Here is a 23,029-nt window from a genome sequence, read left to right as displayed (position 1 = left end):
CTTCCGATCTACTCGATATGGGGAGTCACGACGAACTCGTAACCCCAGCTCTGGAACAGATCCAACACCTGAAGACGCGCCACTTCAATGCGCGCCGCTTCCGGTGGCAGCACTTCTTCGATGCCATCTGGCAGCAGCCAGCGGTCTACCGTTGCCATTACGCCATTCCCCTTTGATCCGGGCGGCCAGCCCGAGGGCGAGCCTTGAGTGAAGCAGAAAATGACCGGCCTGCGCAAAAGACACGCGCATGGGCGACGAAGCGAAAAGCCTGTCACCGGCTTCGCCAATCACTTTCCTCGAAAAACCGTCGGGCCCTTGAGCCCATGTTCTGCAACAAAAACAGCAATCGAACGTGCAGACGCAAAAAAGCCGGGAATTTCCCGGCTGCCGCATCATACACACGTTTTCCAAAAGGATCACCCCGCCCGAGGTTTTAGCCGCCGGGCGGAATGACGCAGGTCAACGTCGAATCAAGGCTTGGCCTTCTCCAGATACTTGAAGAAGTCGCTGCTCGGGTCGAGCACCATGACGTCGGACTTGTTCGCGAAGCTTTCACGGTAGGCGCGCAGGCTACGGTAGAACGCGTAGAAATCCTGGTCCTGGCCGTAAGCCTTGGAGTAGATCGCAGCGGCCTGGGCATCGCCGTCACCGCGAACCTCTTCGGATTCACGATAGGCTTCGGCCAGCAGCACGCGGCGTTGGCGATCGGCGTCGGCACGGATGCCTTCGGCCAACTCGTTACCCTTGGCGCGGTGCTCGCGGGCTTCACGCTCACGCTCGGTGCTCATCCGCTCGAACACGCTGCGGTTGACTTCCTTCGGCAGGTCGATGGCCTTGACCCGGACGTCGACCACTTCGATGCCCAGCTCCTTCTCCGCCATCTTGTTCAGCGACGCGGTGATGTCGGCCATCAGCGCATCGCGCTCGCCCGACACCACTTCGTGCAGGGTGCGCTTGCCGAACTGGTCACGCAGGCCCGACTCCAGACGACGGGACAGACGCTCGTCGGCGATCTGCTTGAGGCCGGAGGTCGCGGTGTAGAAACGCTCGGCGTCCTTCACCCGCCACTTGGCGTAGGCATCGACCATGACGGCTTTCTTTTCCAGGGTCAGGAAGCGCTGCGTCGGTGCGTCCAGCGTCATCAGGCGGGCGTCGAACTTGCGCACCTGGTTGACGTAAGGCACCTTCACATGCAGGCCCGGCTGGACATCGGCCTGTACCACGCGGCCGAATTGCAGCAGCACCGCACGCTCGGTCTGAGCCACGATGTAGAAGCAGTTCCAGGCAGCGATCGCCACGACCACGCCGACAATAAGGGCGATCAGCGATTTATTGCTCATCAGCGACTCTCCCTGGTACGTGCCTGCTGTTGCTGCAGATCGGCTGCGGCACGCGCATTGGCTTCATTGCTGGTGACTGCCGCACCGCCGCTCACCGGAGCGCTGGTGCTGCGGCCACTTTCGACCATCTTGTCCAGCGGCAGGTAAAGCAGGTTGCTCTGGCCGTTCTTGTTGCCGGTCACGAGCACCTTGCTGGTGCTGCTGAAGACTTCCTGCATGGTGTCCAGGTACAGGCGCTGACGGGTGACCTCAGGTGCCTTGCGGTACTCGGCGACCAGCTTGGTGAAGCGGTCGGCCTCACCCTTGGCGCGGGAGATCGTCTCGTCGCGGTAGCCATTGGCGTCCTCGATGATGCGCTGGGCCTGGCCACGGGCTTCCGGCACCACGCCGTTGGCGTAGGTCTCGGCCTGGTTGCGCGAACGCTGCTCGTCTTCACGGGCGCGGATCACGTCGTCGAAGGCTTCCTGGACTTCACGGGGCGCCGCCGCGCTCTGCACGTTGACCTGGGTGACGGTGATGCCGGTGCGGTAGGTATCGAGGAAGCGTTGCAGGCGTTCCTTGATTTCGCTGGCCATCAGCTCACGGCCTTCGGTCAGCACCTGGTCCATGGCGGTGGAGCCCACCACGTGGCGCAGGGCGCTGTCGGTCGCATGCTGCAGGCTGATTTCCGGCTGGTCGACGTTCAGCACGAAGTCCTGCAGGTTGCTGATCTTGTACTGCACGGTCAGCGGCACTTCGACGATGTTCTCGTCTTCGGTCAGCATCTGGCCCTGCTTGGTGTACGCACGCTCACGCGTGACGTTTTCCATGTACTTCTTGTCGATCGGCGGGAAATAGATGTTCAGGCCCGGGCCGACGGTTTCGTAGTACTTGCCGAAGCGCAGCACCACGGCCTGCTCCTGCTCGTCCACCACGTACACCGCGCTGTACAGCCACACGGCCGCCAGCACGACCAGACCGATGCCGAGCAGGCCGCCGAAGCCGCCGCCCTTGCCCGATCCGCCCCCGTCGTCACCCCGTTTCTTGCCACCACCGAACAACCCGTTAAGGCTTTCCTGCAGCTTGCGGAAGGCCTCGTCGAGATCCGGCGGGCCCTTGCGGTCGCCATTGTTGCGACGCTTGCCACCCCAAGGATCCTGATTGTTCGAGTTGCCACCCGGCTCATTCCAAGCCATAGCGCTCTCCATCTGATAAAGCAAAGACGCGCCCACGGCGCGCCGCCCCATGCTACAGAATGCCTGTCACCGCGGCACAACCGCTTTTTCAGGCTTTTATTGCAAAGTGTGTTGCTCGATGAAGTCCATTGGCTGCAATCCTTCGCGGCTCACCAGTCGATTCAGCTCGACCCGCGGCAACCGGACGGCCAGCAGGCTGGAGCCTTCGTCGTCGTGCTCTTCTTTCTGCACCGCACCCAATTCGAAGAATTGCGCACGCAACCTGGCCAAACGCTGCGGCAAACGCAAAGTGCCGACGAACAGGTCATCGCCGAGCAACTCGGCCACCGCCTGCTTGAGCAGCTCAAGGCCGGAGCCGTCCCGCGCCGACAGCCAGACCCGCTGCGGACGGCCGTCGGCGTCGCGCTGGATCTGCGGCTCAACGCCCTCGAGCAAATCGAGTTTGTTGTATACCTCCAGGATCGGCAAGTCTTGCGCCCCGATCTCGTCGAGCACCACCATCACCTGCTCGATCTGCTCCATCCGGTCCGGCTCGTGGGCGTCGATCACGTGCAGCAGCAGGTCGGAGTTGCTCGACTCTTCGAGCGTAGCCCGAAACGCCTCGACCAGTTTGTGCGGCAGGTGACGGATGAACCCCACCGTGTCGGCGAGCACGATCGGCCCGAGGTCTTCGAGGTCCAGGCGGCGCAGGGTCGGGTCGAGGGTGGCGAACAGTTGGTCCGCCGCATACACCTCGGACTCGGTCACCGCGTTGAACAGCGTCGATTTGCCGGCGTTGGTGTAACCCACCAGCGACACCGTCGGGATGTCCGCGCGCTTGCGTCCGCGCCGCGACTGCTCGCGCTGGCTGCGCACCTTCTCCAGCCGGGACTTGATCTGCCGCAGGCGCACCCGCAACAGGCGCCGGTCGGTCTCGAGCTGGGTCTCGCCCGGGCCGCGCAGGCCGATGCCGCCCTTCTGCCGCTCAAGGTGGGTCCAGCCGCGCACCAGCCGCGTGCTCATGTACTCAAGCTGGGCCAGTTCGACCTGGAGCTTGCCTTCATGGGTACGGGCGCGTTGGGCGAAAATGTCGAGGATCAGACCCGTGCGGTCGATCACGCGGCACTCGAACTCGCGCTCGAGGTTGCGTTCCTGACTGGGTGAGAGGGTGTGGTTGAAAATCACCAGGTCGACCTGTTCGGCCTTGACCAGGTCGCGCAACTCCTCGACCTTGCCACTGCCAATCAGGGTCTTGGCGGTTGGCCGATGACGCGGCACGCTGAAAAACGCGACGGTCTCGGCGCCAGCCGAAATTGCCAACTCCTGAAACTCCTGCGGATCTTCGCGCGCCTCAGGGTCCTGACCATCCAAGTGAACGAGAATGGTTCGTTCACCACCACCGTGGCGCTCAAAGAACAAAGGAGACTCCTATCAGGCGTTACCAGGCTCTGCGTCACCTGCATCGGATTCGGTTGCGCTTGGCAGACGAATTGGACGGACCGGCACGACGGTAGAGATAGCGTGTTTGTAGACCATCTGGCTGACGGTGTTCTTCAGCAGGATGACGAACTGGTCGAACGACTCGATCGTACCTTGCAGCTTGATGCCGTTGACCAGGTAGATGGAAACCCCCACTTTCTCTTTACGTAAAGTATTCAGGTAAGGGTCTTGTAGCGAATGCCCTTTTGACATGTGCCGCACTCCTTTAAGGATTCAATAATAAAAAATAGGTAAACAGGTGGCCTTTGCCGCCACACCCCCAAGGATAGACGGCAATTGCAGGAACTCAGCTCAATATGGAGATCGTCCCAAGGTATTTCAAGGCGCGTGGCAGATTGTCGCAATCCAGACTGTCAAGCCAGTGCAAACCATCCCAGCTGCGCAGCCAGGTGAACTGGCGTTTGGCCAATTGGCGCGTGGCGATGATGCCCCGCTCCTGCATTTCGGCCGACGTCAGCTTGCCGTCCAGATAATCCCAGACCTGGCGGTAGCCCACCGCACGTATAGACGGCAACCCGGCATGCAGGTCACTTCTATTGCGCAGGGCTACGACCTCGTCGATGAATCCCTGTTCCAGCATATTTGTGAATCTTTGTTTAATGCGCTCGTGCAGTACCTGGCGGTTTGCCGGAGCAATGGCCAGATTCGCGACAGTATAGGGCAATTGTTGCCGCCCCGATGCGGCTGCGTCGGCACTTTGCACAGATTGTTGCTGGCGCAGCTCGGTCATGCTCTGACCGCTGACCCGGTAAACCTCCAGTGCGCGACTCAGGCGCTGCGGATCGTTCGGGTGAATCCGCGCCGCCGAGACCGGGTCGATGGCCGCCAACTGCTCGTGCAGGGCCTGCCAGCCAAGGCGCGCCGCCTCTTCTTCGATCTGCGCACGCACTTCGGGATCGGCCGCCGGCATGTCGGCCAGGCCTTCGACCAGCGCCTTGTAGTAGAGCATGGTGCCGCCCACCAGCAGCGGGATCTTGCCCCGCGCGGTGATGTCGGCCATGGCGATCAGCGCATCGCGCCGGAAATCCGCAGCCGAATACGCCTCCGCCGGGTCGAGAATATCGATCAGGCGATGGGGAAACTCGGCCAGCAGTGCCTTGGACGGCTTGGCGGTGCCGATGTCCATGCCGCGGTAGACCAGCGCCGAGTCGACGCTGATCAGCTCGCACGGCAGCACCTTGGTCAGCTCGATGGCCAGGTCGGTCTTGCCCGCAGCGGTCGGGCCCATCAGGAAAATCGCTGGAGGAAGCTGGCTCATCAACGACCGCGCAAAAACAGTTTGTCCAGGTCGTCCAGGCCCAATTGGGTCCAGGTCGGCCGGCCATGGTTGCATTGACCGCTGCGCTCGGTGTTTTCCATGTCGCGCAGCAGGCCGTTCATTTCAGGCAGCGCCAGGCGCCGGTTGGCGCGGACCGCGCCGTGGCAGGCCATGGTGCCCAACAGTTCGTTCAGGTGCGCCTGGATCCGGTCGCTGGTGCCGTACTCCATCAGGTCCGCCAGCACGTCGCCGACCAACCGGTTGGCCTCGGCCTGCTTGAGCAGCGCCGGAATCTGCCGGATCGCCAGGGTTTCCGGGCCCAGGCGCTGCAGTTCGAAGCCCAGGCGCTGGAACCACGCCGCGTGCTCTTCGGCGCAGTCGGCCTCGCGCTGGCTCACCGCCAGCGACTCCGGCACCAGCAGCGGCTGGCCGCTCAGGCCCTCGCTGGCCATGGCGATCTTCAGGCGCTCGTACATGATCCGCTCATGGGCGGCGTGCATGTCCACCAGCACCAGCCCCTGGGCGTTCTCGGACAGGATGTAGATGCCCTTGAGCTGCGCCAGCGCGTAGCCCAGCGGCGGGATGTCGCCCTGGCCGCTCGGCAGCGCATTGCCGCTGGCGGGGGCTCCGGCCTCCGGCAGCGGCGCGAAGAACTCGCGGTAGGCGGCCTGGGCCTCGGCGGCCGGCACTGCGGACTGCGGGCGCGGCGTGTACTGATATTGGTAGCCCGCACCGCTGCCGCCGCCGGCCGGCGCATTGAACGACGGTTGCGCCTGGGGCTGTTCCAGCAGGGTGTTTGCCGCCAGGCGCATCTCGCCCTGCGGCCCGAACTCGCCGGCCTCAAGACCGGTCGGGCGGACGAAACCGGCGGTGGCGACCGGCGCGGCCACCTGATCCTCCGGACGCACATCGCCCAGCGCCCGGTGCAGGGTGCCGTACAGGAAGTCGTGCACCATGCGCCCGTCACGGAAGCGCACTTCGTGCTTGGTCGGGTGGACGTTGACGTCCACCGCCGCCGGATCGACCTCGAAGAACAACGCGAAGGTCGGATGACGGCCGTTGAACAGCACGTCGCGGTAGGCCTGGCGCACCGCGTGGGCCACCAGCTTGTCGCGCACCGCACGGCCGTTCACGAAGAAATACTGCAGGTCCGCCTGGCTGCGGTTGAACGTCGGCAGACCGACCCAGCCCCACAGGCGCAGGCCGTTGCGCTCGATCTCGATCGGCAGCGCCTGCTCCAGGAAGCCCGAGCCGCAGATCGCCGCCACGCGCCGGGCACGGGCCGCCTCGTCGTGGGCCTCGTGCAGGCTGAGGATGGTCTTGCCGTTGTGGCGCAGATGGAAGGCCACGTCGAAGCGCGCCAGCGCCAGGCGCTTGATCACTTCTTGCAGGTGATCGAACTCGGTCTTTTCGGTCTTGAGGAACTTGCGGCGCGCCGGCGTGTTGAAGAACAGGTCGCGCACCTCCACCGAGGTGCCCACCGGATGCGCCGCCGGCTGCACCCGGGGCGCCATGTCGCGGCCTTCGGTCTCGACCTGCCAAGCCTGGTCGGCGTCGCGGGTGCGCGAGGTCAGGGTCAGGCGCGCCACGGAGCTGATCGACGCCAGCGCCTCGCCCCGGAAGCCCAGGCTCATCACCTGCTCGAGGTCTTCGAGGTTGCGGATCTTGCTGGTGGCGTGCCGGGCCAGCGCCAGCGGCAGGTCATCGGCGGAAATGCCGCTGCCGTCGTCGCGCACCCGCAGCAGCTTGACGCCGCCCTGCTCGACATCGACATCGATGCGCCGGGCACCGGAGTCGAGGCTGTTTTCCAGCAGTTCCTTGATCACCGACGCCGGGCGCTCGACCACCTCGCCGGCGGCGATCTGGTTCGCCAGCCGGGGGCTGAGCAGTTCAATGCGGGCCGAACTCAACACCTGATTCATTCCTTGGACGCCAGTTCAGTGCCGGGAATGGTCAGGTGCTGACCGACCTTGAGCTCATCGCTGCTCAGGTTGTTGGCGCTGCGCAGCGTGGCCGGCGACACCTGGTAGCGCACGGCGATCATCGCCAGGGTTTCGCCCGGGCTCACCCGGTGATCCCGCGGCCCCTGGGCGATCTTGCCCGAGTCGCGCAGCCAGGCGATGTAGGTGCCCGGCGGCGGGTTCTGCTGGAAGAACTGGCGCACGCCGCTGCTGATCGACCGCGCCAGCGCCTGCTGATGGCTCGACGCCGCCAGCTTGGAAGCCTCGTTGGCGTTGGAGATGAAGCCGGTCTCGACCAGGATCGACGGGATGTCCGGCGACTTCAGCACCATGAACCCGGCCTGCTCCACCCGCTGCTTGTGCAGCGGCGTGACCCGGCCGATGTTGCTCAAGACCTTTTGGCCGACGTTGAGGCTGGAGGTCAGCGAGGCGGTCATCGACAGGTCGAGCAGCACGCCGGCGAGCATCCGGTCCTTGTCGTCGAGGCTGACGTTGCCGGCACCGCCGATCAGGTCGGAACGGTTTTCGCTGTCGGCCAGCCAACGGGCGGTCTCCGAGGTGGCGCCACGGTCGGACAGGGCGAACACCGACGCACCGAACGCGGCGGCGGAAGGCGCGGCGTCGGCGTGGATCGAGACAAACAGGTCGGCGCCCTTCTTGCGGGCGATCTCGGTGCGGCCGCGCAGCGGGATGAAGTAGTCGCCGGTGCGGGTCAGCTCGGCGCGGAAGCCCTTCATGCCGTTGACCTGACGCTGCAGTTCGCGGGCGATCTGCAGCACCACGTCTTTTTCACGCTGGCCGCGCGAGCCGGAGGCGCCGGGGTCTTCGCCGCCGTGGCCGGCGTCGATCACCACGATGATGTCGCGCTTGCCGGCCGGAGCCGGCGGCAGCTTGATCGCCGGTTCCGCCGGGGTCACCGGCACGGCCGGCACGGTGGCCACCGACGGCGTCGGCGCAGGCGGCGGCGCGGCGTCGGCCGGGTTGTCGAACAGGTCGACCACCAGACGGTTGCCGTACTGCGCATTGGGCGCCAGGGAGAAGCTTTTCGGGGTGACGGCCTTCTTCAGGTCGATGACCACCCGCAGGTCGGTCGGCGTGCGCTGGGCCGAGCGCATGGCGGTGATCGGCGTATTGGCGGTCTGCACGTTCAGCGGCGCGCCGAGGGTGGCGCCGTTGATGTCGATCACCAGCCGGTCCGGCGCGGTCAGGGTGAATACGCTGTGCTGCACCGGGCCGCTCAGGTCGAACACCAGCCGCGTGTTGTCCGGTGCCCGCCACAGGCGCACGCTGTTGACCTTTGTGTCGGCCACAGCGCTGACGGTCACTGCCATCAGCATCAGTCCAGCGGCAGCCACCAACGCGCGAAAGCGCATACCTAACCCCATCATTTATTTGGATTCCAACGCCAAAGCGGCACACCAGGCCTCGCCGCGCGAGCCCTGGGACAAAATGGTCAGCGAACGCCCGCTGTCTTGCGGGCTAATGGTAATGGTCAGGTCAGGCTTTGGCAAAAAGCCTGCACCTTTGTCGGGCCACTCGATCAGGCACAGGGCATCGTCCTCGAAGTAGTCGCGGATACCGAGGAACTCCAGCTCCTCCGGGTCGACCAGCCGGTAGAGGTCGAAGTGGAAGGCGCGGACGTCGCCGATCTCGTAAGGCTCGACCAGCGTGAAGGTCGGACTCTTCACCGCGCCCTGGTGGCCCAGGCCCCGGATAAGCCCGCGGGACAGGGTGGTCTTGCCCATGCCCAGGTCACCCACCAGGAAAATCAGGCCATGCCCCCCGGTGATGCGGGCGATCCGTGCGCCAAAGTCGGTCATGGCCTGTTCATCGGCCAGGTACAGGGTTACTTCAGACACGGTGCATGCTCCTCCAACAACTGACGAATGGCTGGAATCAGATCACTGGCCGCCAGCCCACGGCCGAATTCACCTTGTTGCAGACCCGCATTGGCATGCAGCCAGACCGCCAGGCAGGCAGCTCCGAAACCGTCCATGCCCTGGGCCATCAGTGCGCCGAGCAACCCGGCCAGCACATCGCCGAGCCCGGCGGTCGCCATCGCGGGGTGGCCCTGATGGCACACCGCCAACCTCCCGTCGGGATGGGCGATCAGGCTGCCGGCGCCCTTGAGCACCGTCACCGCTGCGTATTTTTTGCTCAACGCCAGAGCCGCCGCCGGCCGGTCGGCCTGCACTTGCGCGGTGCTGACGCCGAGCAGGCGCGCCGCCTCCCCCGGATGCGGCGTGATCACGCAATCCTTCGGCAGGCTTACCCAGCCTGCGGCCAGTTGGTTCAGCGCGTCGGCGTCCCAGACTTGCGGCAACCGCGCATTGGCCGCCGCCGACAGCAGGCTGCGCCCCCAACCCGCCTGGCCCAGACCCGGCCCGACCACCAGCACCGAAGCCTTCTCCAGCGGCCCCATCAACTGATTGGCCGACGAGGCGCCCAGCGCCATGGCTTCCGGCACCCGGGCCAGCGCCGCCGGGACATGCTCCGCGCGGGTCGCCAGCGACACCATGCCCGCGCCGCTGCGCAGCGCGCTTTCGGTGCTGAGCACGATCGCCCCGCCGAACCCGTGGTCGCCGCCGATCAGCAGCACATGACCGAACCGGCCCTTGTGCGCCGTCGCTGCGCGAGGCGCCGGACGCGGCAGATTAGCGATGTCGAGCCGACGGGCGGCAACGGGAATGTCACTGAAGGTTTCGGCCGGCGCCTGCAAATCGTTGAACGCCAGTTCACCGACGTGATCGGCGGCGTCGCCGGTGAACAGCCCCAGCTTGAGGCCGATGAACGTCACGGTGAGGTCGGCGCGCACCGCCACGCCCAGCACACGCCCGGTATCGGCGCACAGCCCGGACGGCACATCCACCGCCGCCACCGGCAGGCCGCCGGCGTTGATCCCTGCGATGGCCGAGGCATACGGTTCGCGCACCTCGCCGCTCAGACCGGTGCCGAGCAACGCATCGAGGACCACGCCGCGCAGATCGCTCTGCGCATTCCAGCCCTGCACGGCAACCCCTTCGGCCAGGGCCTGCCCATGGGCCTGCGCCGCATCCCCCCGCAAGCGCTGCGGATCGCCGACGGCCAGTACCCGCACATGCCAGCCGGCACGGTGCGCCAGCGCCGCCACCAGATAACCGTCGCCGGCGTTGTTGCCGTGGCCGGCCAGCACCGTCAGCTCGTTCGCCGCCGGCCAGCGGCGCACCAGCGCGCGCCAGGTCGCCCGGGCGGCGCGGTGCATCAGTTCCAGGCCCGGCGTGCCGGCAGCGATCAGCCGCGCGTCGATATCCCGCACCTGGGCGGCGCGGTACAGCGCGTCGGGTAAATGATCTTTCGTGTGCGGCATGCGTCTTCGGGCTCCGATGTCTGGCAGAATTATACGCACCTCAGTTCCGGTTTCTCTCGCCTCATGTCCGCCATCACCACAGACCTCCCCGCCCTGGCCCAATCCATCAAGGACTGGGGCCGCGAGCTGGGCTTCCAGCAAGTCGGCATCAGCGGTCTGGACCTGGCCGAGCACGAGGGGCACCTGCAGCGCTGGCTCGAGGCCGGCTACCACGGCGAGATGGACTACATGGGCGCCCACGGCAGCAAGCGCTCGCACCCCGAAGAGCTGGTGCCGGGGACGCTGCGCGTGGTCTCCCTGCGCATGGACTACCTGCCGGGCGACACGCACATGGCGCAGAGGCTCGCCCAACCGGAAAAGGCCTACATCTCCCGCTACGCCCTGGGCCGCGACTACCACAAGCTGATCCGCAAGCGCGTGCAGCAACTGGCGGACCGGATCCAGGCGCAGATCGGCCCGTTCGGCTTCCGCGCCTTCGTCGACAGCGCCCCGGTGCTGGAAAAGGCCATCGCCGAACAGGCCGGCCTGGGATGGATCGGCAAGAACACCCTGGTCCTGAACCGCAAGGCTGGCAGCTATTTCTTCCTCAGCGAGCTGTTCGTCGACCTGCCGCTGCCGGTCGACCCTCCCCACGCCACCGAACACTGCGGCCGCTGCAGCGCCTGCCTGGACATCTGCCCGACCAACGCCTTCGTCGGCCCCTACGTGCTGGACGCCAGGCGCTGCATTTCCTACCTGACCATCGAGCTCAAGAACGCCATCCCCGAAGACCTGCGGCCGCTGATCGGCAACCGGGTTTTCGGCTGCGACGACTGCCAGATCGTCTGCCCGTGGAACCGCTTCGCCCGGCCGTCCGGGGAAAGCGACTTCAAGCCGCGGCACAACCTGGACAACGCCGAACTGGCCGAACTGTTCCTGTGGGACGAAGACACGTTCCTCAGCAGCACCGAAGGCTCACCGCTGCGCCGTGCCGGCTACGAGCGCTGGCTGCGCAACCTGGCGGTGGGGCTGGGCAATGCGCCGTCGAGCATCCCGGTGCTGGAAGCGCTGAAGGCACGCCGCGACCATCCGTCGGAACTGGTGCGCGAGCATGTCGAGTGGGCCCTGAGGCAGCACGGCATCGTCTAAGGCCGGATCAATGCTCGTCGTTATAGACGAACTTCGGCATTTCCCAGTGGAAACGAATGGCCAGCAGCCGCAGCAGGAAGCCGCCGAACAGGGTGATCAGGATCGCCTGTTCGCTCGGCACGTTCAGGAACAGGCAGAGCATGTAGCACCACGCGGCGGCGAACGAGACGCTGGCGTACAGTTCGCGCCGGAAGATCAGCGGGATGTCGTTGCAGAAGATGTCCCGCAGGATGCCGCCGAACACCCCGGTGATCACGCCGCTGACCGAAGCCACCAGCATGCCGTGGCCCATTTCCAGGGCGGTCATGCAGCCGATCAGGGTGAACGCCACCAGGCCGACGGCGTCGAGCACCAGGAACAGTGAGCGCAGGTGGCGCATCCAGCGTGCGGTGAACACGGTCAGCATCGCGGCCGCCGAGGTCAGCACCAGGTATTCGGGATGCTTCACCCAGGTCAGCGGGTAGTGCCCGAGCAGCACGTCGCGCACCGAGCCGCCGCCGAGCGCCGTGACGCAGGCGATCAGCACCACGCCGAACCAGTCCATGCCGCGCCGGCCGGCGGACAGTGCGCCGGTCATGGCTTCGGCGGTGATGGCGATCAGGTAGAGCATCAGCAGCATGGTGGCGGTCCTGGCAGGAAGGCGCGCAGTCTAGCCATTTCGCGGCCGCACCAGAAGGGGGCGGACGCACCGTGGCGAGGGAGCTTGCTCCCGTCGGAGGGCGGAGCACTCCCAAGCGCCCCTTCAGGCAGGACGTGCCTGCGGGGACTGCGGCGGCTGCGCAGCCGAGCGGGAGCAAGCTCCCTCGCCACAGGGACTCGCCGCGGCGGCTCAGAACTTGATGAAGTGCTCGCGGTAGTGGCGCAGCTCGGCGATGGATTCGCGGATGTCGTCCAGCGCCAGGTGGGTGCTGCCCTTCTTGAAGCTGTCGCGCACGTCCGGCGCCCAGCGCGCGGCCAGTTCCTTGAGGGTGGAGACGTCGAGGTTGCGGTAGTGGAAGTAGCTTTCCAGCGACTTCATGTGGGCGAACAGGAAGCGACGGTCCTGGCAGATGCTGTTGCCGCAGATCGGCGACTTGCCCTTCGGCACCCACTGCTCCAGGAAGGCGATGGTTTCGGCTTCGGCCTCGGCCATGCTCACGCGGCTTTCACGCACGCGCTGGGTCAGGCCCGAGTTGCCGTGGGTGCGGGTGTTCCATTCGTCCATGCGGGCGAGGACGTCGTCACTGTGGTGGATCGCGATGACCGGGCCTTCGGCCAGGGTGTTCAGGTCGCTGTCGGTGACGATGGTGGCCATTTCGATGATGACGTCGGTGTCCGGGTTCAGACCGGTCATTTCCAGGTCGATCCAGATCAGGTTCTGCGGGTTCTGCATGATTCGTCTCCTAAGCAATGGTGCGCAGTTTAGCCTAGGCGGGTGGCCGGGCGTGCTAAACTCGCCGCCGTTTTACCCATTCGCTGCATTCTTTTTATTACGGAACACCCATGGCCAAACGCCAACTCAACCGCCGCCAGAGCTGGCGCATCGAAAAGATCCAGGGCGAGCGCGCCGCCCGCGCCGCCAAACGCGAGTCCTCGGCCGTCGAGGCCCTGGAGGGCGGCGACCTGGGCCCGGAACAGCACGGTCTGGTGATCGCCCACTTCGGTGTGCAGGTCGAGGTCGAGGCGACCGACGGCGACCAGGCCGGCCAGGTGTTCCGCTGCTACCTGCGCGCGAACCTGCCGGCGCTGGTGACCGGCGACCGGGTGGTCTGGCGCGCCGGCAACCAGGGCATCGGCGTGATCGTCGCGCAGCTGCCGCGCAGCACCGAACTGTGCCGCCCGGACAGCCGCGGCCAGCTCAAGCCGGTGGCGGCCAACGTCGACATGATCGTCATCGTCTTCGCCCCGCTGCCCGAGCCCCACGCCAACCTGATCGACCGCTACCTGGTGGCGGCCGAGCACGCCGGCATCCGCCCGCTGCTGCTGCTCAACAAGTTCGACCTGATCGACGAGCAGAACGCCCCGGCGCTCAATGCGCTGCTGGCGGTCTACCGCACCCTCGGCTATCCGGTGCTGGAAGTCTCGGCCCACCACGGCAACGGCATGGAGCAACTGCAGCAGTTGCTCGACGGCCGCATCAGCGTGTTCGTCGGCCAGTCCGGCGTCGGCAAGTCGTCGCTGGTCAACAGCCTGCTGCCGGAGGTGGAGACCCGCGTCGGCCCGCTGTCCGAATGGTCCGGCCAGGGCCAGCACACCACCACCACGGCGCGCCTGTTCCACTTCCCCGGCGGCGGTGAGCTGATCGACTCGCCGGGCATCCGCGAATTCGGCCTGGGCCACGTCAGCCGCGCCGACGTCGAGGCCGGCTTCATCGAGTTCGAAGACCTGCTCGGCACCTGCCGCTTCCGCGACTGCAAGCACGACCGCGAACCCGGTTGCGCCCTGCTCAAGGCCCTGGAAGACGGACGCATCCAGCAGCAGCGGATGAACAGCTACCGCTCGATCATCGCCAGCCTGCCCGACAACGGCTACTGAACCGCCGGACACAAAAAAGCCGCGAGATCATCGCGGCTTTTTTGTGGGTCACTGCTTCGGCGCGGGGGCGGCGGGCGCCGCCGGTGCCGGAGCAGGTGCCGGAGCAGGTGCCGGCGCATGGGCGCCCGGCTCGGCCGGTTTCGGCAACGGGTCGTCGAACAGGTTCAGCCGTTCGCGCAACTCGTGCGGCGCCACCGGCTGCTGATCCGCCGGCAAGGCGTTCGGATCGGCCGGGGTGGCCGGTGCGGCGCCTTCCTGGCCGTCGGCCGGTTTCGCCGGGTCGGCACCCTGCGAGCCTTCGATGGCGGCCTGGGCCTTCTTGGTCAGCACCACGATGTCGATGCGGCGGTTGACCGGGTTGAACGGGTTTTCCTTGTCGAACAGCGCCGACGAGGCATACCCCACCACCCGCGCCACCTGCGACTCCGGATAGCTGCCCGCCACCAGGGCACGCCGGGCGGCGTTGGCGCGGTTGGCCGACAGCTCCCAGTTGCCGAAGTCGCCGTTGCCCACGTAAGGCTTGGCGTCGGTGTGGCCGCTGATGCTGATCTTGTTCGGCACCGCCTTGATGGTGTCGGCCATGGCCAGCAGGATGTCTTCGAAGTACGGCTTCAGGCGCGCGGAGCCCGAGTCGAACATCGGCCGGTTCTCGGCGTCCATGATCTGGATGCGCAAGCCGTTCGGGGTGATCTCGAACAGGATCTGATCCTTGAACTTCTGCAGCTGCGGGTTCTCTTCGACCTTGTTCTGCAGTTCCTGCAGCAGCAGTTCCAGGCGTTCCTTCTCGACCTGCTCGGCCATGCCCTCGACCTGCTCGGTGTCGACCGTGACCTTGTCCGGCTGCGGCTGCGACTTCACCTCAGGGTTGAGGGTGTTTTCCGGCGCCAGGGTCGGGGTGCCGCCCAGGTCGATGATGTACGGCGTGCCGCTTTCGGAGAAGCCGACCGGATCCTTGAAGTAACCGGCGATGGCGATCTTCTGCTCGGGGGTGGCGGTGGACAGCAGCCACAGCACCAGGAAGAACGCCATCATCGCCGTGGCGAAGTCGGCGAAGGCGATTTTCCAGGCGCCGCCGTGATGTCCGCCACCGTAGCGCTTGACGCGCTTGATGATTATCGGCTGGTTGTTTTCCATGGCTTAACGACCGCGAACCGCTTGTTCCAGCTCGGCGAAGCTCGGACGGTGCGCCGGGTACAGGACCTTGCGGCCGAACTCAACGGCCAGCGACGGCGGCATGCCGGAGGCCGAAGCCACCAGCGAGGCCTTGATGGCTTCGTAGACGTTCAGCTCTTCCTTGGCGTCATGGGCCAGGGAATGGGCCAGCGGGCCGAAGAAGCCGTAGGCCGCGAGAATACCGAAGAAAGTACCGACCAGCGCCGCACCCACGTGCAGGCCGATGGACTTCTGGTCGCCTTCGCCCAGGGAGGCCATGGTCACCACGATACCCAACACCGCCGCGACGATACCGAAGCCGGGCATGCCGTCGGCGATGCCGTTGACGGCATGGGACGGGTGCTCCAGTTCTTCCTTGAGGCTGAACAGTTCCATGTCGAACAGGCCTTCGAGCTCGTGCGGCGCCATGTTGCCGGAGGACATGATGCGCAGGTAGTCGCAGATGAACGCGGTCATGCGCTCGTCTTTGAGCACGGCCGGGTACTTGGCGAAGATCGGGCTCGCGGCGGCGTCTTCGATGTCGCCTTCGATGGCCATCATGCCTTCGCGGCGGCTCTTGTTGAGGATCTCGTAGATCAGGCCCAGCACTTCCAAGTAGAAGGTGTGGCTGAAGCGCGAACTGAACATGCCCAAGGCTTTCTTGAACACGTGCATCGTCATGTAGCCGGGGTTGGCCTGAAGGAAGGCGCCGAGGGCCGCGCCGCCGATGATCATCACCTCGAAGGGTTGGATCAGGGCCGCGATCTTGCCGTGGGAAAGCACGTATCCGCCGAGCACGCTCGCGAATACGACGATGATGCCGATAATTTTAGCCATAGATAGAAAGTACTTGTTTAAGTCGGGTTCAAGGTCATATTCGGAAGTTAAAAAATCTCTTCTTCTACTTATCGGCAAAACTGCGCCAGACTATAGGCAGTTCAGGCGAAAAGCCAATTTAGCCCATGCCGGGCGCGTCTTTTGCACATCAAGATCCCGTCCCGACATGGCTAATGAAACGAACGTCCCACACGCAACACCGAACACCCTCGACGGTTGGGTCAAGCTGCTCGACGGCGTCCGCCTGCCGGTGCCGCAATCGGCCCACGACCGCGTCTGCCGGGCGATACGCGACAACCGCAGCTCGCTGCGCGACATCGCCAACCTGATGCAGGACAGCCCCGCGCTGGCCCTGAGCATCATCCGCGAAGCCAACCGCCACACCCTGGGCAGCATGGCCGAGCCTGCGGAGAACCTCGAAGTCGCCATCAACCGCCTCGGCCTGACCCGCACCGAAGAGTTGCTCGCGCGCCTGCCCGCCGAGCCCGACGGGCAGATCCCCCAGGCCCTGCGCCAGCTGCAGATGATCAGCCAGCACGCCACGCAACAGGCCAACGGCTTCTTCGCCGGCCGCCTGGCGCGGCTGTGGCAAGACATCCACTGGGGCAGCCTGCTGTTCCTGTCGCCGCTGTGGCCCCTGGCGCTGACCCACCCCAAACTGCTCGAAGAGTGGGAACTGCGGGTGATCCACAAGGGCGAATCGGCCCGCGACGTGGAGCGGCAACTGTTCGGCGTGCGCCTGCTGAAGATCGGCCAGGCGCTGGTCGATGCCTGGCGCCTGCCGATCTGGGTGCAGCAGGGTTACCGGCTGCTGCTCAACGAGCGGCGCGAACTGGTCAAGGTGCTGCGCATCGCCCGCGACAGCGAGCATCCGCTGCGCCAGCAGAACCGCCTCGACGACGACCCGACCCTGCGCCACTGGCTCAACCAGCCGGCCAATACGGTGCTGCTGGCCAACGGCCTGGCGCTGTCGGCGCAGCAGGCCTGGGACAGCCCCCACAGCGAGCGCTGGCAATACCTGACCAGCCTCTATCTGCAGATCCCCATGGACGAGGTGCAGCAGCAACTGCACCAGCAGGCCGCCAACAGCGCACGCCAGCATTTCATGCCGGACCTGTGGCACCCCGCCCTGTCCCTGCTCTGGCCCTGGGGCACCCGCCGCGTCCCGGCCGGGCTGCTGCCGCCCGCCGCCCCCAGCGCCGAAGAGCTGGCCAAATGGCGCCGGCAATGCGCCGAGCTGCTGGCCGAGCCGAGCCGCTTCACCAACGCCATGCACCTGACCATCGCCGCCCGCGACGCCCTGGTGGCCAGCGGCATGCGCCGGGTGATGATCCTGATGGCCGACCGCACCCATTCCAACCTGCGCGTGCACCAGACGGCCGGGCTGCCACCGGAGGCCGCCGCGCTGAACGTCGCGGTCAGCCAGAGCACCGTGCTGCAGCGCCTGCTCGCGCAGCAGGCCCAGGTGCGGATCACCCCGGACAACAACGCGCAGTTCTCCGCCCTGCTGCCGCCGGCGCTGCGCACGCTGTTCCGCGGCGAGCACCTGTTCCTGCGCTCGCTGGTGAACAACGGCCGGGTGATCATGATCGTGGTCGCCGACCAGGGCGGCGGGCCGTTCGCCGACGTCACCGTGCAGGCCTTCGGCAAAACCGCGCAGTGCATCGAGAAAGCCCTGCACAGCTTTAGCCACCGCAGCCAATGACGGCTACAATCGTTTCCCTTTGTGCTCTGGAGACCTCACATGCCTGACTTCTCTGGCCTGGCGCTGGTGATCGAGCCGAGCGACCTGCTCGCGCGCCTCGACGCCCCCAACCTGATCCTGGTGGACCTGACCAGCCCTGCCCGCTATGCCGAGGGGCACATTCCCGGCGCACGCTTCGTCGACCCCAAGCGCACCCAGCTCGGCCAGTTGCCGGCGCCGGGCCTGCTGCCGTCCAAGGACAAGCTCGAAGAGCTGTTCGGCGAGCTGGGCCACCGCCCGGACGCGGTCTACGTGGTCTACGACGACGAGGGCGGCGGCTGGGCCGGACGCTTCATCTGGATGCTCGACGTGATCGGCCACCGCAACTACCACTACCTGGACGGCGGCCTGCCGGCCTGGCTGGCGGAAGGCTCGCCGATGTCGATCCAGGTGCCGAAGGCGGTCGGCGGCCCGGTGGCCCTGACCCTGCACGAAGAGCCCACCGCCACCCGCGAATACCTGCAAAGCCGCCTCGGCGCCGCCGACCTGGCGATCTGGGACGCCCGCGGGCCGCTGGAGTACTCCGGCGAGAAGGTGTTGGCGGCCAAGGGCGGGCACATCCCCGGCGCGGTCAACTTCGAGTGGACGGCGGGCATGGACCGGGCGCGCCAACTGCGCATCCGCACCGACATGCCGGAAATCCTCGAACGCCTCGGCATCACCAAGGACAAAGAGATCATCACCCACTGCCAGACCCACCACCGGTCAGGCTTCACCTATCTGGTGGCCAAGTCCCTCGGTTATCCGCGGGTCAAGGGCTACGCCGGTTCCTGGGGCGAATGGGGCAACCACCCCGACACGCCCGTCGAGCTTTAAGGTTTTTAAGGACAGTCAATGAAAGAGCGTTTGTTCATCCTCAGCCAGTACCTGCTGCCCCACCACCTGCTGTCGCGCCTGGCCGGCTGCATCGCCGAGTGCCGCGTGCGCTGGTTCAAGAATGCCTTCACCACCTGGTTCGCCAAGCGCTATCAGGTGGACATGTCCCAGGCGCTGGTCGAAGACGTGACGGCCTACGAGCACTTCAACGCCTTCTTCACCCGTGCCCTCAAGGACGGCGCGCGTCCGCTGGACGAAACGCCGGGCGCGATCCTCAGCCCCGCCGACGGCGCCGTCAGCCAGCTCGGCCCGATCGAGCACGGAAGGGTGTTCCAGGCCAAGGGCCACAGCTTCAGCGTGCTGGAGCTGCTGGGCGGCGACACGGCCAACGCCGCGCCGTTCATGGGCGGCGACTTCGCCACCATCTACCTGTCGCCGAAGGACTACCACCGCGTGCACATGCCGCTGGCCGGCACCCTGCGCGAGATGGTCTACATTCCGGGCCGGATCTTCTCGGTCAACCAGACCACCGCCGAGAACGTGCCTGAGCTGTTCGCCCGCAACGAGCGCGTGGCGTGCATCTTCGACACCGAACGCGGCCCGATGGCCGTGGTGCTGGTGGGCGCGATGATCGTCGCGTCGATCGAAACCGTCTGGGCCGGCCTGGTGACGCCGCCCAAGCGCGAACTGAAGACCTTCCGCTACGACGAAGCCGCCCGTGCGCCGATCCACCTGGAAAAAGGTGCGGAACTGGGGCGCTTCAAGCTGGGATCCACCGCGATCGTGCTGTTCGGCCCGGATCAGGTGAAGTGGGTCGAATCCCTGTCCGCCGGTTCGCCGGTGCAGATGGGCCAGGCCCTCGCCCTGCCGAACGCCTGAGCCTGACCCTGCGCCCTTTCGCACCGTGCGAAGGGGCGCAGCGCCCGCTGCCTCCCCGCCTTCCTGCCCGCCTCCCGGGCGCAAAAAACCTTCCGCAAACCGGCGAAGCAGAGCACAACTGCTAGAGTTCTGGGCATTGCCCCATTCGCCGCCGGAGGCCGTCACGGCATGAGCGAACCTCGACTCCAACCGCAATTGCAGGCCCCTGTCCCGACCCAGTTGCGCCTGTCCTTCTGCGACCCCACCCCGCGCGACCTCAAGCGCTGGATCGCCGGCCTGCCCAAGGCCAACATCGGCGAAACCGCACGCCAGCTCTATCAGGGACTGGGCGAGCTGAACCAGTTGCTCACCCCCAGCGACAACCGCCTGCAACTGCTGGAGCTGCTGCGCCCCGAGGTGTATTTCGTCTGCCAGCACCTGGAGCGGCACTTCCTGCACCAGGCGATCATGCTCGACGACCGCTCGCGCAAGATCAGCAACCTGTGCCAGGCCCTGCAGAGCCATCTGGCGACCGGCTACAAACAGATCGTCCTGCGGATCGCGCCGAAGTACGCCAACCACCGCGCCGCCCTGCTCAGCGCTGCGCTGCAACGGGCGGCCCATGCGCTCAAGGGCCAACTGCTGCGCGCCACTCAGCTCTACAGCCCGGCGCCGGAGGGGCTGTGGTTCGAACTGCATCAACTGTTCGGCACCGCTGCCGGATTGCAGCTGCAGCATCGGCGGGTGCGCGACGACCTGGCCAGCCTCACGGGCGAGCTGAGCGTCGAGCAAACCTACATCGCCGCCCTGCTGCTGGGCAGCGCCCGCTGCAACCAATTGCGCCAGAACCAGATCGCCCGGCTCGGGGACGTGCTGGAGCCTTGGGCCGCCTGGCTGAAGCTGCGTCCAGGGGTGACGGGCGAAGGCCTGTTCGCCGTCTCGGCCGAGCTCGACGCCGGCCCGCGTTACCGCAGCATGTTCCGCAGCGAGCAGCAGCCCGGCCTGCTGGGCTTCGACCCGCAGCCCCTGGTGAACGCCATCGAGGCTCACCTGCTGCACGACGACACACCGAACCCGCTGCCGGTGCCGTCCGGCCTGAGCCACGACAGCCTGCAACACCTGCACGCCACCTGGGGCCAGGCCGCCGAACGCAGCTTTCAGCGCACCGTCGGCCAGGGCAACCTCACCGTGTGCATCGGCATGAGTGCGCTGCATTTCTACCTGGGGGGCGAGCGCACCTTCAGCGAGCTGCTCAGGCACCCCGGCGCACGCACGGCGAACTTCAGCCGGGCCGTGGCCAACAGCGAGAAGGACAGCTGGAGCCAGGCCTTCGACGCCGCGCCCCACGGCAAGGCCGACGAATTCCTGCCTTATGAGGAGATCCGCTACGAACCCCAGGCCGACGACGAGGACGACGCCGACAACCCGCCGCATTACCCGACCTACGCCCTGCCGGTGATCAACCACAGCCCCGGCGGCTATTGCCTGGCGTGGCCCAAGGAGGTGCCCGCCGAGCTGCAGGCCGGGGAAATGGTCGGCATCCAGGACAGCGCGAACCAGGGCTGGAGCATTGCGGTGGTGCGCTGGATCCGCCAGGTGCGCGGCGGCGGCACGCAGATGGGCATTGAGCTGGTGGCGCCCCATGCCCAACCTTGTGGGCTGCAACTGGTGCGCACCCGGGACGACCACAGCCATTACCTGCGCGGCCTGCTGCTGCCGCAGATCAGCGCGATCGACCTGCCGGCGACGCTGCTGGCGCCGCGGCTGCCGTTTCAGGAAGGCAACAAGGTGCTGATCAACACGTTGGGGGAAGAGCACCGCGCCGGGCTGGACAGGCGGGTGGCGAGCACCCACAGCTTCAACCAGTTCGCCTACCGCTCGCTGGAGGCTGCGCAGAACGGCGGGAGCGAAGAGGATTTCGATTCGTTGTGGAAGTCGCTGTAAAAGGGATCAACCCCTTGTGGCGAGGGAGCTTGCTCCCGCTGGACTGCGCAGCGGGCCTTCTTCTCTGTCCGGCGAAGAAGAGGGCCGCTTCGCGCCCCAGCGGGAGCAAGCTCCCTCGCCACAGGCCCTTCTGACACCGTACCCGTCAGAGCTGCCCGTCGCGGTCGCGGAAACCCAACAGGTACAGCACGCCGTCCAGGCCCAGGGTGGAAATCGCCTGCTTGGCCGACTGCTTGACCAGCGGCTTGGCGCGGAACGCCACGCCCAGGCCGGCGATGGCCAGCATCGGCAGATCGTTGGCGCCGTCGCCCACCGCGATGGTCTGCTCCAGGCGCAGGCCTTCCTTGTGCGCCAGTTCCTTGAGCAGGTCGGCCTTGCGCTGGGCGTCGACGATCGGCTCGACCGCCACGCCCGTGCACTTGCCGTCGACCACCTGCAGTTCGTTGGCGAACACGTAGTCGATGCCGAGCTTGGCCTGCAGCTGCTTGGCGAAGTAGGTGAAGCCGCCGGACAGGATCGCGGTCTTGTAGCCCAGGCGCTTGAGCTCGGCGAACAGGGTTTCGGCGCCTTCGGTCAGGCGCAGCGAGGCGCCGATGGCGTCCAGCACGCTGACGTCCAGGCCCTTGAGCAGCGCCAGGCGCTCCTTGAAGCTTGCCCGGAAGTCCAGCTCGCCGGCCATCGCCCGCTCGGTGATCGCCGACACCTGGTCGCCGACGCCGGCGGCCTTGGCCAGTTCGTCGATGACTTCGGCCTCGATCAGGGTCGAGTCCATGTCGAACACCGCCAGGCGACGGTTGCGGCGGAACAGCGAATCTTCCTGGAAGGCGATGTCGACGTTCAGCTCCTGCGCCACGCTGAGGAACTCGGCGCGCAGCGCCTGCGGGTCGGCCGCCTCGCCGCGCACGGAGAACTCGATGCAGCCCTTGCCCTTGTCGTCCGGGGTGTCCAGCGGCATGCGCCCGGACAGGCGGTCGATGTGGTCGATGTTCAGGCCGTACCTGGCGGTGATCGAGCTCACGGCCTGCAACTGGCCGGCGGTCACTTTGCGGGTCAGCAGGGTGACGATGTGGCGCTGCTTGCCCTGGTTGCCCACCCACTGCTGGTAGTCCGCTTCGGACACCGGGGTGAAACGCACCTGCTGATCCAGCTCGTAGCCCTTGAACAGGATGTCCTTGAGCACGGACTTGCCCTGTTCGCTGTCGGGGATCTCGACCAGGATGCCGAACGACAGGGTGTCGTGGATCACCGCCTGACCGATGTCGAGGATGTTAACGCCACCCTGGGCCAGAACGCCGGTAATGGCCGCGGTCAGACCCGGACGGTCGGACCCTGTGATGTTAATCAGGACGATTTCGCGCAACGCGCACCCCCGCAACTGGAAAAAAACCGCATTCTACCCATTTTCAGTGACCATCGGGCACCGCAGGCGCTTTGCCGGTCTAGGGCCTGTCGCTATACTGCGCGTCAACTTCACGGA

The 23,029-nt window shown here is 66.2% G+C and carries 20 protein-coding genes and 1 pseudogene; 6 read left to right on the top strand and 15 right to left on the bottom strand.

Annotated elements, in window-relative coordinates:
* Nucleotides 1-11: 11 nt before the first annotated feature.
* The 10 genes and pseudogenes from ACIP0B_RS23185 to ACIP0B_RS23140 all read right to left on the bottom strand — a co-directional run.
* Nucleotides 12-158, bottom strand: a pseudogene (locus tag ACIP0B_RS23185) (ATP phosphoribosyltransferase regulatory subunit); the annotation flags it as partial.
* 312 nt (nt 159-470) lie between these two features.
* Nucleotides 471-1,340 (bottom strand): protease modulator HflC, encoded by an 870-nt coding sequence (hflC, locus tag ACIP0B_RS23180; RefSeq protein ID WP_085582889.1) that lies wholly within the window; start codon nt 1,338-1,340, stop codon nt 471-473.
* A complete protein-coding gene (gene hflK / locus ACIP0B_RS23175) occupies nt 1,340-2,515 on the bottom strand; it encodes an FtsH protease activity modulator HflK (RefSeq protein ID WP_400836346.1) in 1,176 nt (391 codons plus the stop codon). The genes hflC and hflK overlap by 1 nt, the downstream gene beginning before the upstream one ends.
* A 96-nt stretch (nt 2,516-2,611) precedes the next feature.
* Nucleotides 2,612-3,913 (bottom strand): ribosome rescue GTPase HflX, encoded by a 1,302-nt coding sequence (hflX, locus tag ACIP0B_RS23170; RefSeq protein ID WP_400836344.1) that lies wholly within the window; start codon nt 3,911-3,913, stop codon nt 2,612-2,614.
* 12 nt (nt 3,914-3,925) lie between these two features.
* Nucleotides 3,926-4,186, bottom strand: coding sequence for an RNA chaperone Hfq (gene hfq / locus ACIP0B_RS23165; RefSeq protein WP_003221112.1), 261 nt, complete (start codon nt 4,184-4,186; stop codon nt 3,926-3,928).
* A gap of 94 nt (nt 4,187-4,280) precedes the next feature.
* Nucleotides 4,281-5,252, bottom strand: coding sequence for a tRNA (adenosine(37)-N6)-dimethylallyltransferase MiaA (gene miaA, locus ACIP0B_RS23160; protein ID WP_400836342.1), 972 nt, complete (start codon nt 5,250-5,252; stop codon nt 4,281-4,283).
* On the bottom strand, nt 5,252-7,174 hold the full coding sequence (gene mutL, locus ACIP0B_RS23155) for a DNA mismatch repair endonuclease MutL (protein ID WP_400836340.1): 1,923 nt from the start codon (nt 7,172-7,174) through the stop codon (nt 5,252-5,254). The genes miaA and mutL overlap by 1 nt, the downstream gene beginning before the upstream one ends.
* Nucleotides 7,171-8,550: an N-acetylmuramoyl-L-alanine amidase gene (locus ACIP0B_RS23150; RefSeq protein ID WP_371856111.1), complete on the bottom strand. Its 1,380-nt coding sequence runs from the start codon at nt 8,548-8,550 to the stop codon at nt 7,171-7,173. Before ACIP0B_RS23150 ends, mutL begins: the two co-directional genes overlap by 4 nt.
* Before the next feature lie 51 nt (nt 8,551-8,601).
* A complete protein-coding gene (gene tsaE / locus ACIP0B_RS23145) occupies nt 8,602-9,072 on the bottom strand; it encodes a tRNA (adenosine(37)-N6)-threonylcarbamoyltransferase complex ATPase subunit type 1 TsaE (RefSeq protein WP_400836338.1) in 471 nt (156 codons plus the stop codon).
* Nucleotides 9,060-10,559 carry an NAD(P)H-hydrate dehydratase gene (locus ACIP0B_RS23140; protein WP_400836336.1) on the bottom strand — a complete coding sequence of 500 codons (1,500 nt, stop codon included), beginning with the start codon at nt 10,557-10,559 and terminating at the stop codon, nt 9,060-9,062. Before ACIP0B_RS23140 ends, tsaE begins: the two co-directional genes overlap by 13 nt.
* A 63-nt stretch (nt 10,560-10,622) precedes the next feature.
* Here ACIP0B_RS23140 and queG point away from each other — a divergent pair, with 63 nt between their 5' ends.
* The gene (queG, locus tag ACIP0B_RS23135) at nt 10,623-11,687 is read left to right on the top strand and encodes a tRNA epoxyqueuosine(34) reductase QueG (protein WP_400836334.1); all 1,065 of its coding nucleotides are present in this window, start codon (nt 10,623-10,625) and stop codon (nt 11,685-11,687) included.
* A gap of 7 nt (nt 11,688-11,694) precedes the next feature.
* On the opposite strand, the gene ACIP0B_RS23130 is transcribed toward queG, so the two are convergent.
* Nucleotides 11,695-12,306: a trimeric intracellular cation channel family protein gene (locus tag ACIP0B_RS23130; protein WP_085582906.1), complete on the bottom strand. Its 612-nt coding sequence runs from the start codon at nt 12,304-12,306 to the stop codon at nt 11,695-11,697.
* 210 nt (nt 12,307-12,516) lie between these two features.
* Entirely contained in the window at nt 12,517-13,059 is a 543-nt protein-coding gene (gene orn, locus ACIP0B_RS23125; RefSeq protein WP_400836332.1) for an oligoribonuclease, read from the bottom strand.
* Between the two features lie 110 nt (nt 13,060-13,169).
* Here orn and rsgA point away from each other — a divergent pair, with 110 nt between their 5' ends.
* Complete coding sequence (gene rsgA / locus ACIP0B_RS23120) at nt 13,170-14,201, top strand: small ribosomal subunit biogenesis GTPase RsgA (protein ID WP_085582910.1); 1,032 nt, start codon at nt 13,170-13,172, stop codon at nt 14,199-14,201.
* Between the two features lie 48 nt (nt 14,202-14,249).
* Here the strand turns inward: rsgA and motB are convergent, their stop codons facing one another.
* Both motB and motA read right to left on the bottom strand, forming a co-directional pair.
* Nucleotides 14,250-15,335, bottom strand: a complete 1,086-nt coding sequence (gene motB, locus ACIP0B_RS23115; RefSeq protein ID WP_400836329.1) for a flagellar motor protein MotB — start codon at nt 15,333-15,335, stop codon at nt 14,250-14,252.
* 3 nt (nt 15,336-15,338) lie between these two features.
* On the bottom strand, nt 15,339-16,190 hold the full coding sequence (gene motA / locus ACIP0B_RS23110; RefSeq protein WP_085582914.1) for a flagellar motor stator protein MotA: 852 nt from the start codon (nt 16,188-16,190) through the stop codon (nt 15,339-15,341).
* A 166-nt stretch (nt 16,191-16,356) separates the two neighbouring features.
* On the opposite strand from motA, the gene ACIP0B_RS23105 reads away from it, so the two are divergent.
* The 4 genes from ACIP0B_RS23105 (at nt 16,357) to ACIP0B_RS23090 (ending at nt 21,552) form a co-directional block, all read left to right on the top strand.
* Nucleotides 16,357-17,895 carry an HDOD domain-containing protein gene (locus ACIP0B_RS23105; protein WP_400836327.1) on the top strand — a complete coding sequence of 513 codons (1,539 nt, stop codon included), beginning with the start codon at nt 16,357-16,359 and terminating at the stop codon, nt 17,893-17,895.
* A 39-nt stretch (nt 17,896-17,934) separates the two neighbouring features.
* Nucleotides 17,935-18,750 (top strand): rhodanese-like domain-containing protein, encoded by an 816-nt coding sequence (locus ACIP0B_RS23100; protein ID WP_400836325.1) that lies wholly within the window; start codon nt 17,935-17,937, stop codon nt 18,748-18,750.
* Between the two features lie 18 nt (nt 18,751-18,768).
* Nucleotides 18,769-19,629, top strand: coding sequence for an archaetidylserine decarboxylase (asd, locus tag ACIP0B_RS23095; RefSeq protein ID WP_400836323.1), 861 nt, complete (start codon nt 18,769-18,771; stop codon nt 19,627-19,629).
* A gap of 168 nt (nt 19,630-19,797) precedes the next feature.
* Nucleotides 19,798-21,552: a molecular chaperone gene (locus ACIP0B_RS23090; protein ID WP_400836321.1), complete on the top strand. Its 1,755-nt coding sequence runs from the start codon at nt 19,798-19,800 to the stop codon at nt 21,550-21,552.
* A 145-nt stretch (nt 21,553-21,697) separates the two neighbouring features.
* Here the strand turns inward: ACIP0B_RS23090 and serB are convergent, their stop codons facing one another.
* On the bottom strand, nt 21,698-22,912 hold the full coding sequence (serB, locus tag ACIP0B_RS23085; RefSeq protein WP_400836319.1) for a phosphoserine phosphatase SerB: 1,215 nt from the start codon (nt 22,910-22,912) through the stop codon (nt 21,698-21,700).
* Nucleotides 22,913-23,029: the final 117 nt, after the last annotated feature.

Origin of the sequence: Pseudomonas sp. NPDC089534 (genome assembly GCF_044749305.1) — a bacterium.
GTDB lineage: Bacteria > Pseudomonadota > Gammaproteobacteria > Pseudomonadales > Pseudomonadaceae > Aquipseudomonas > Aquipseudomonas ekonensis.
Note: the sequence above shows the minus strand (reverse complement) of the source record. Positions and strands in the feature narration are given on the sequence as shown.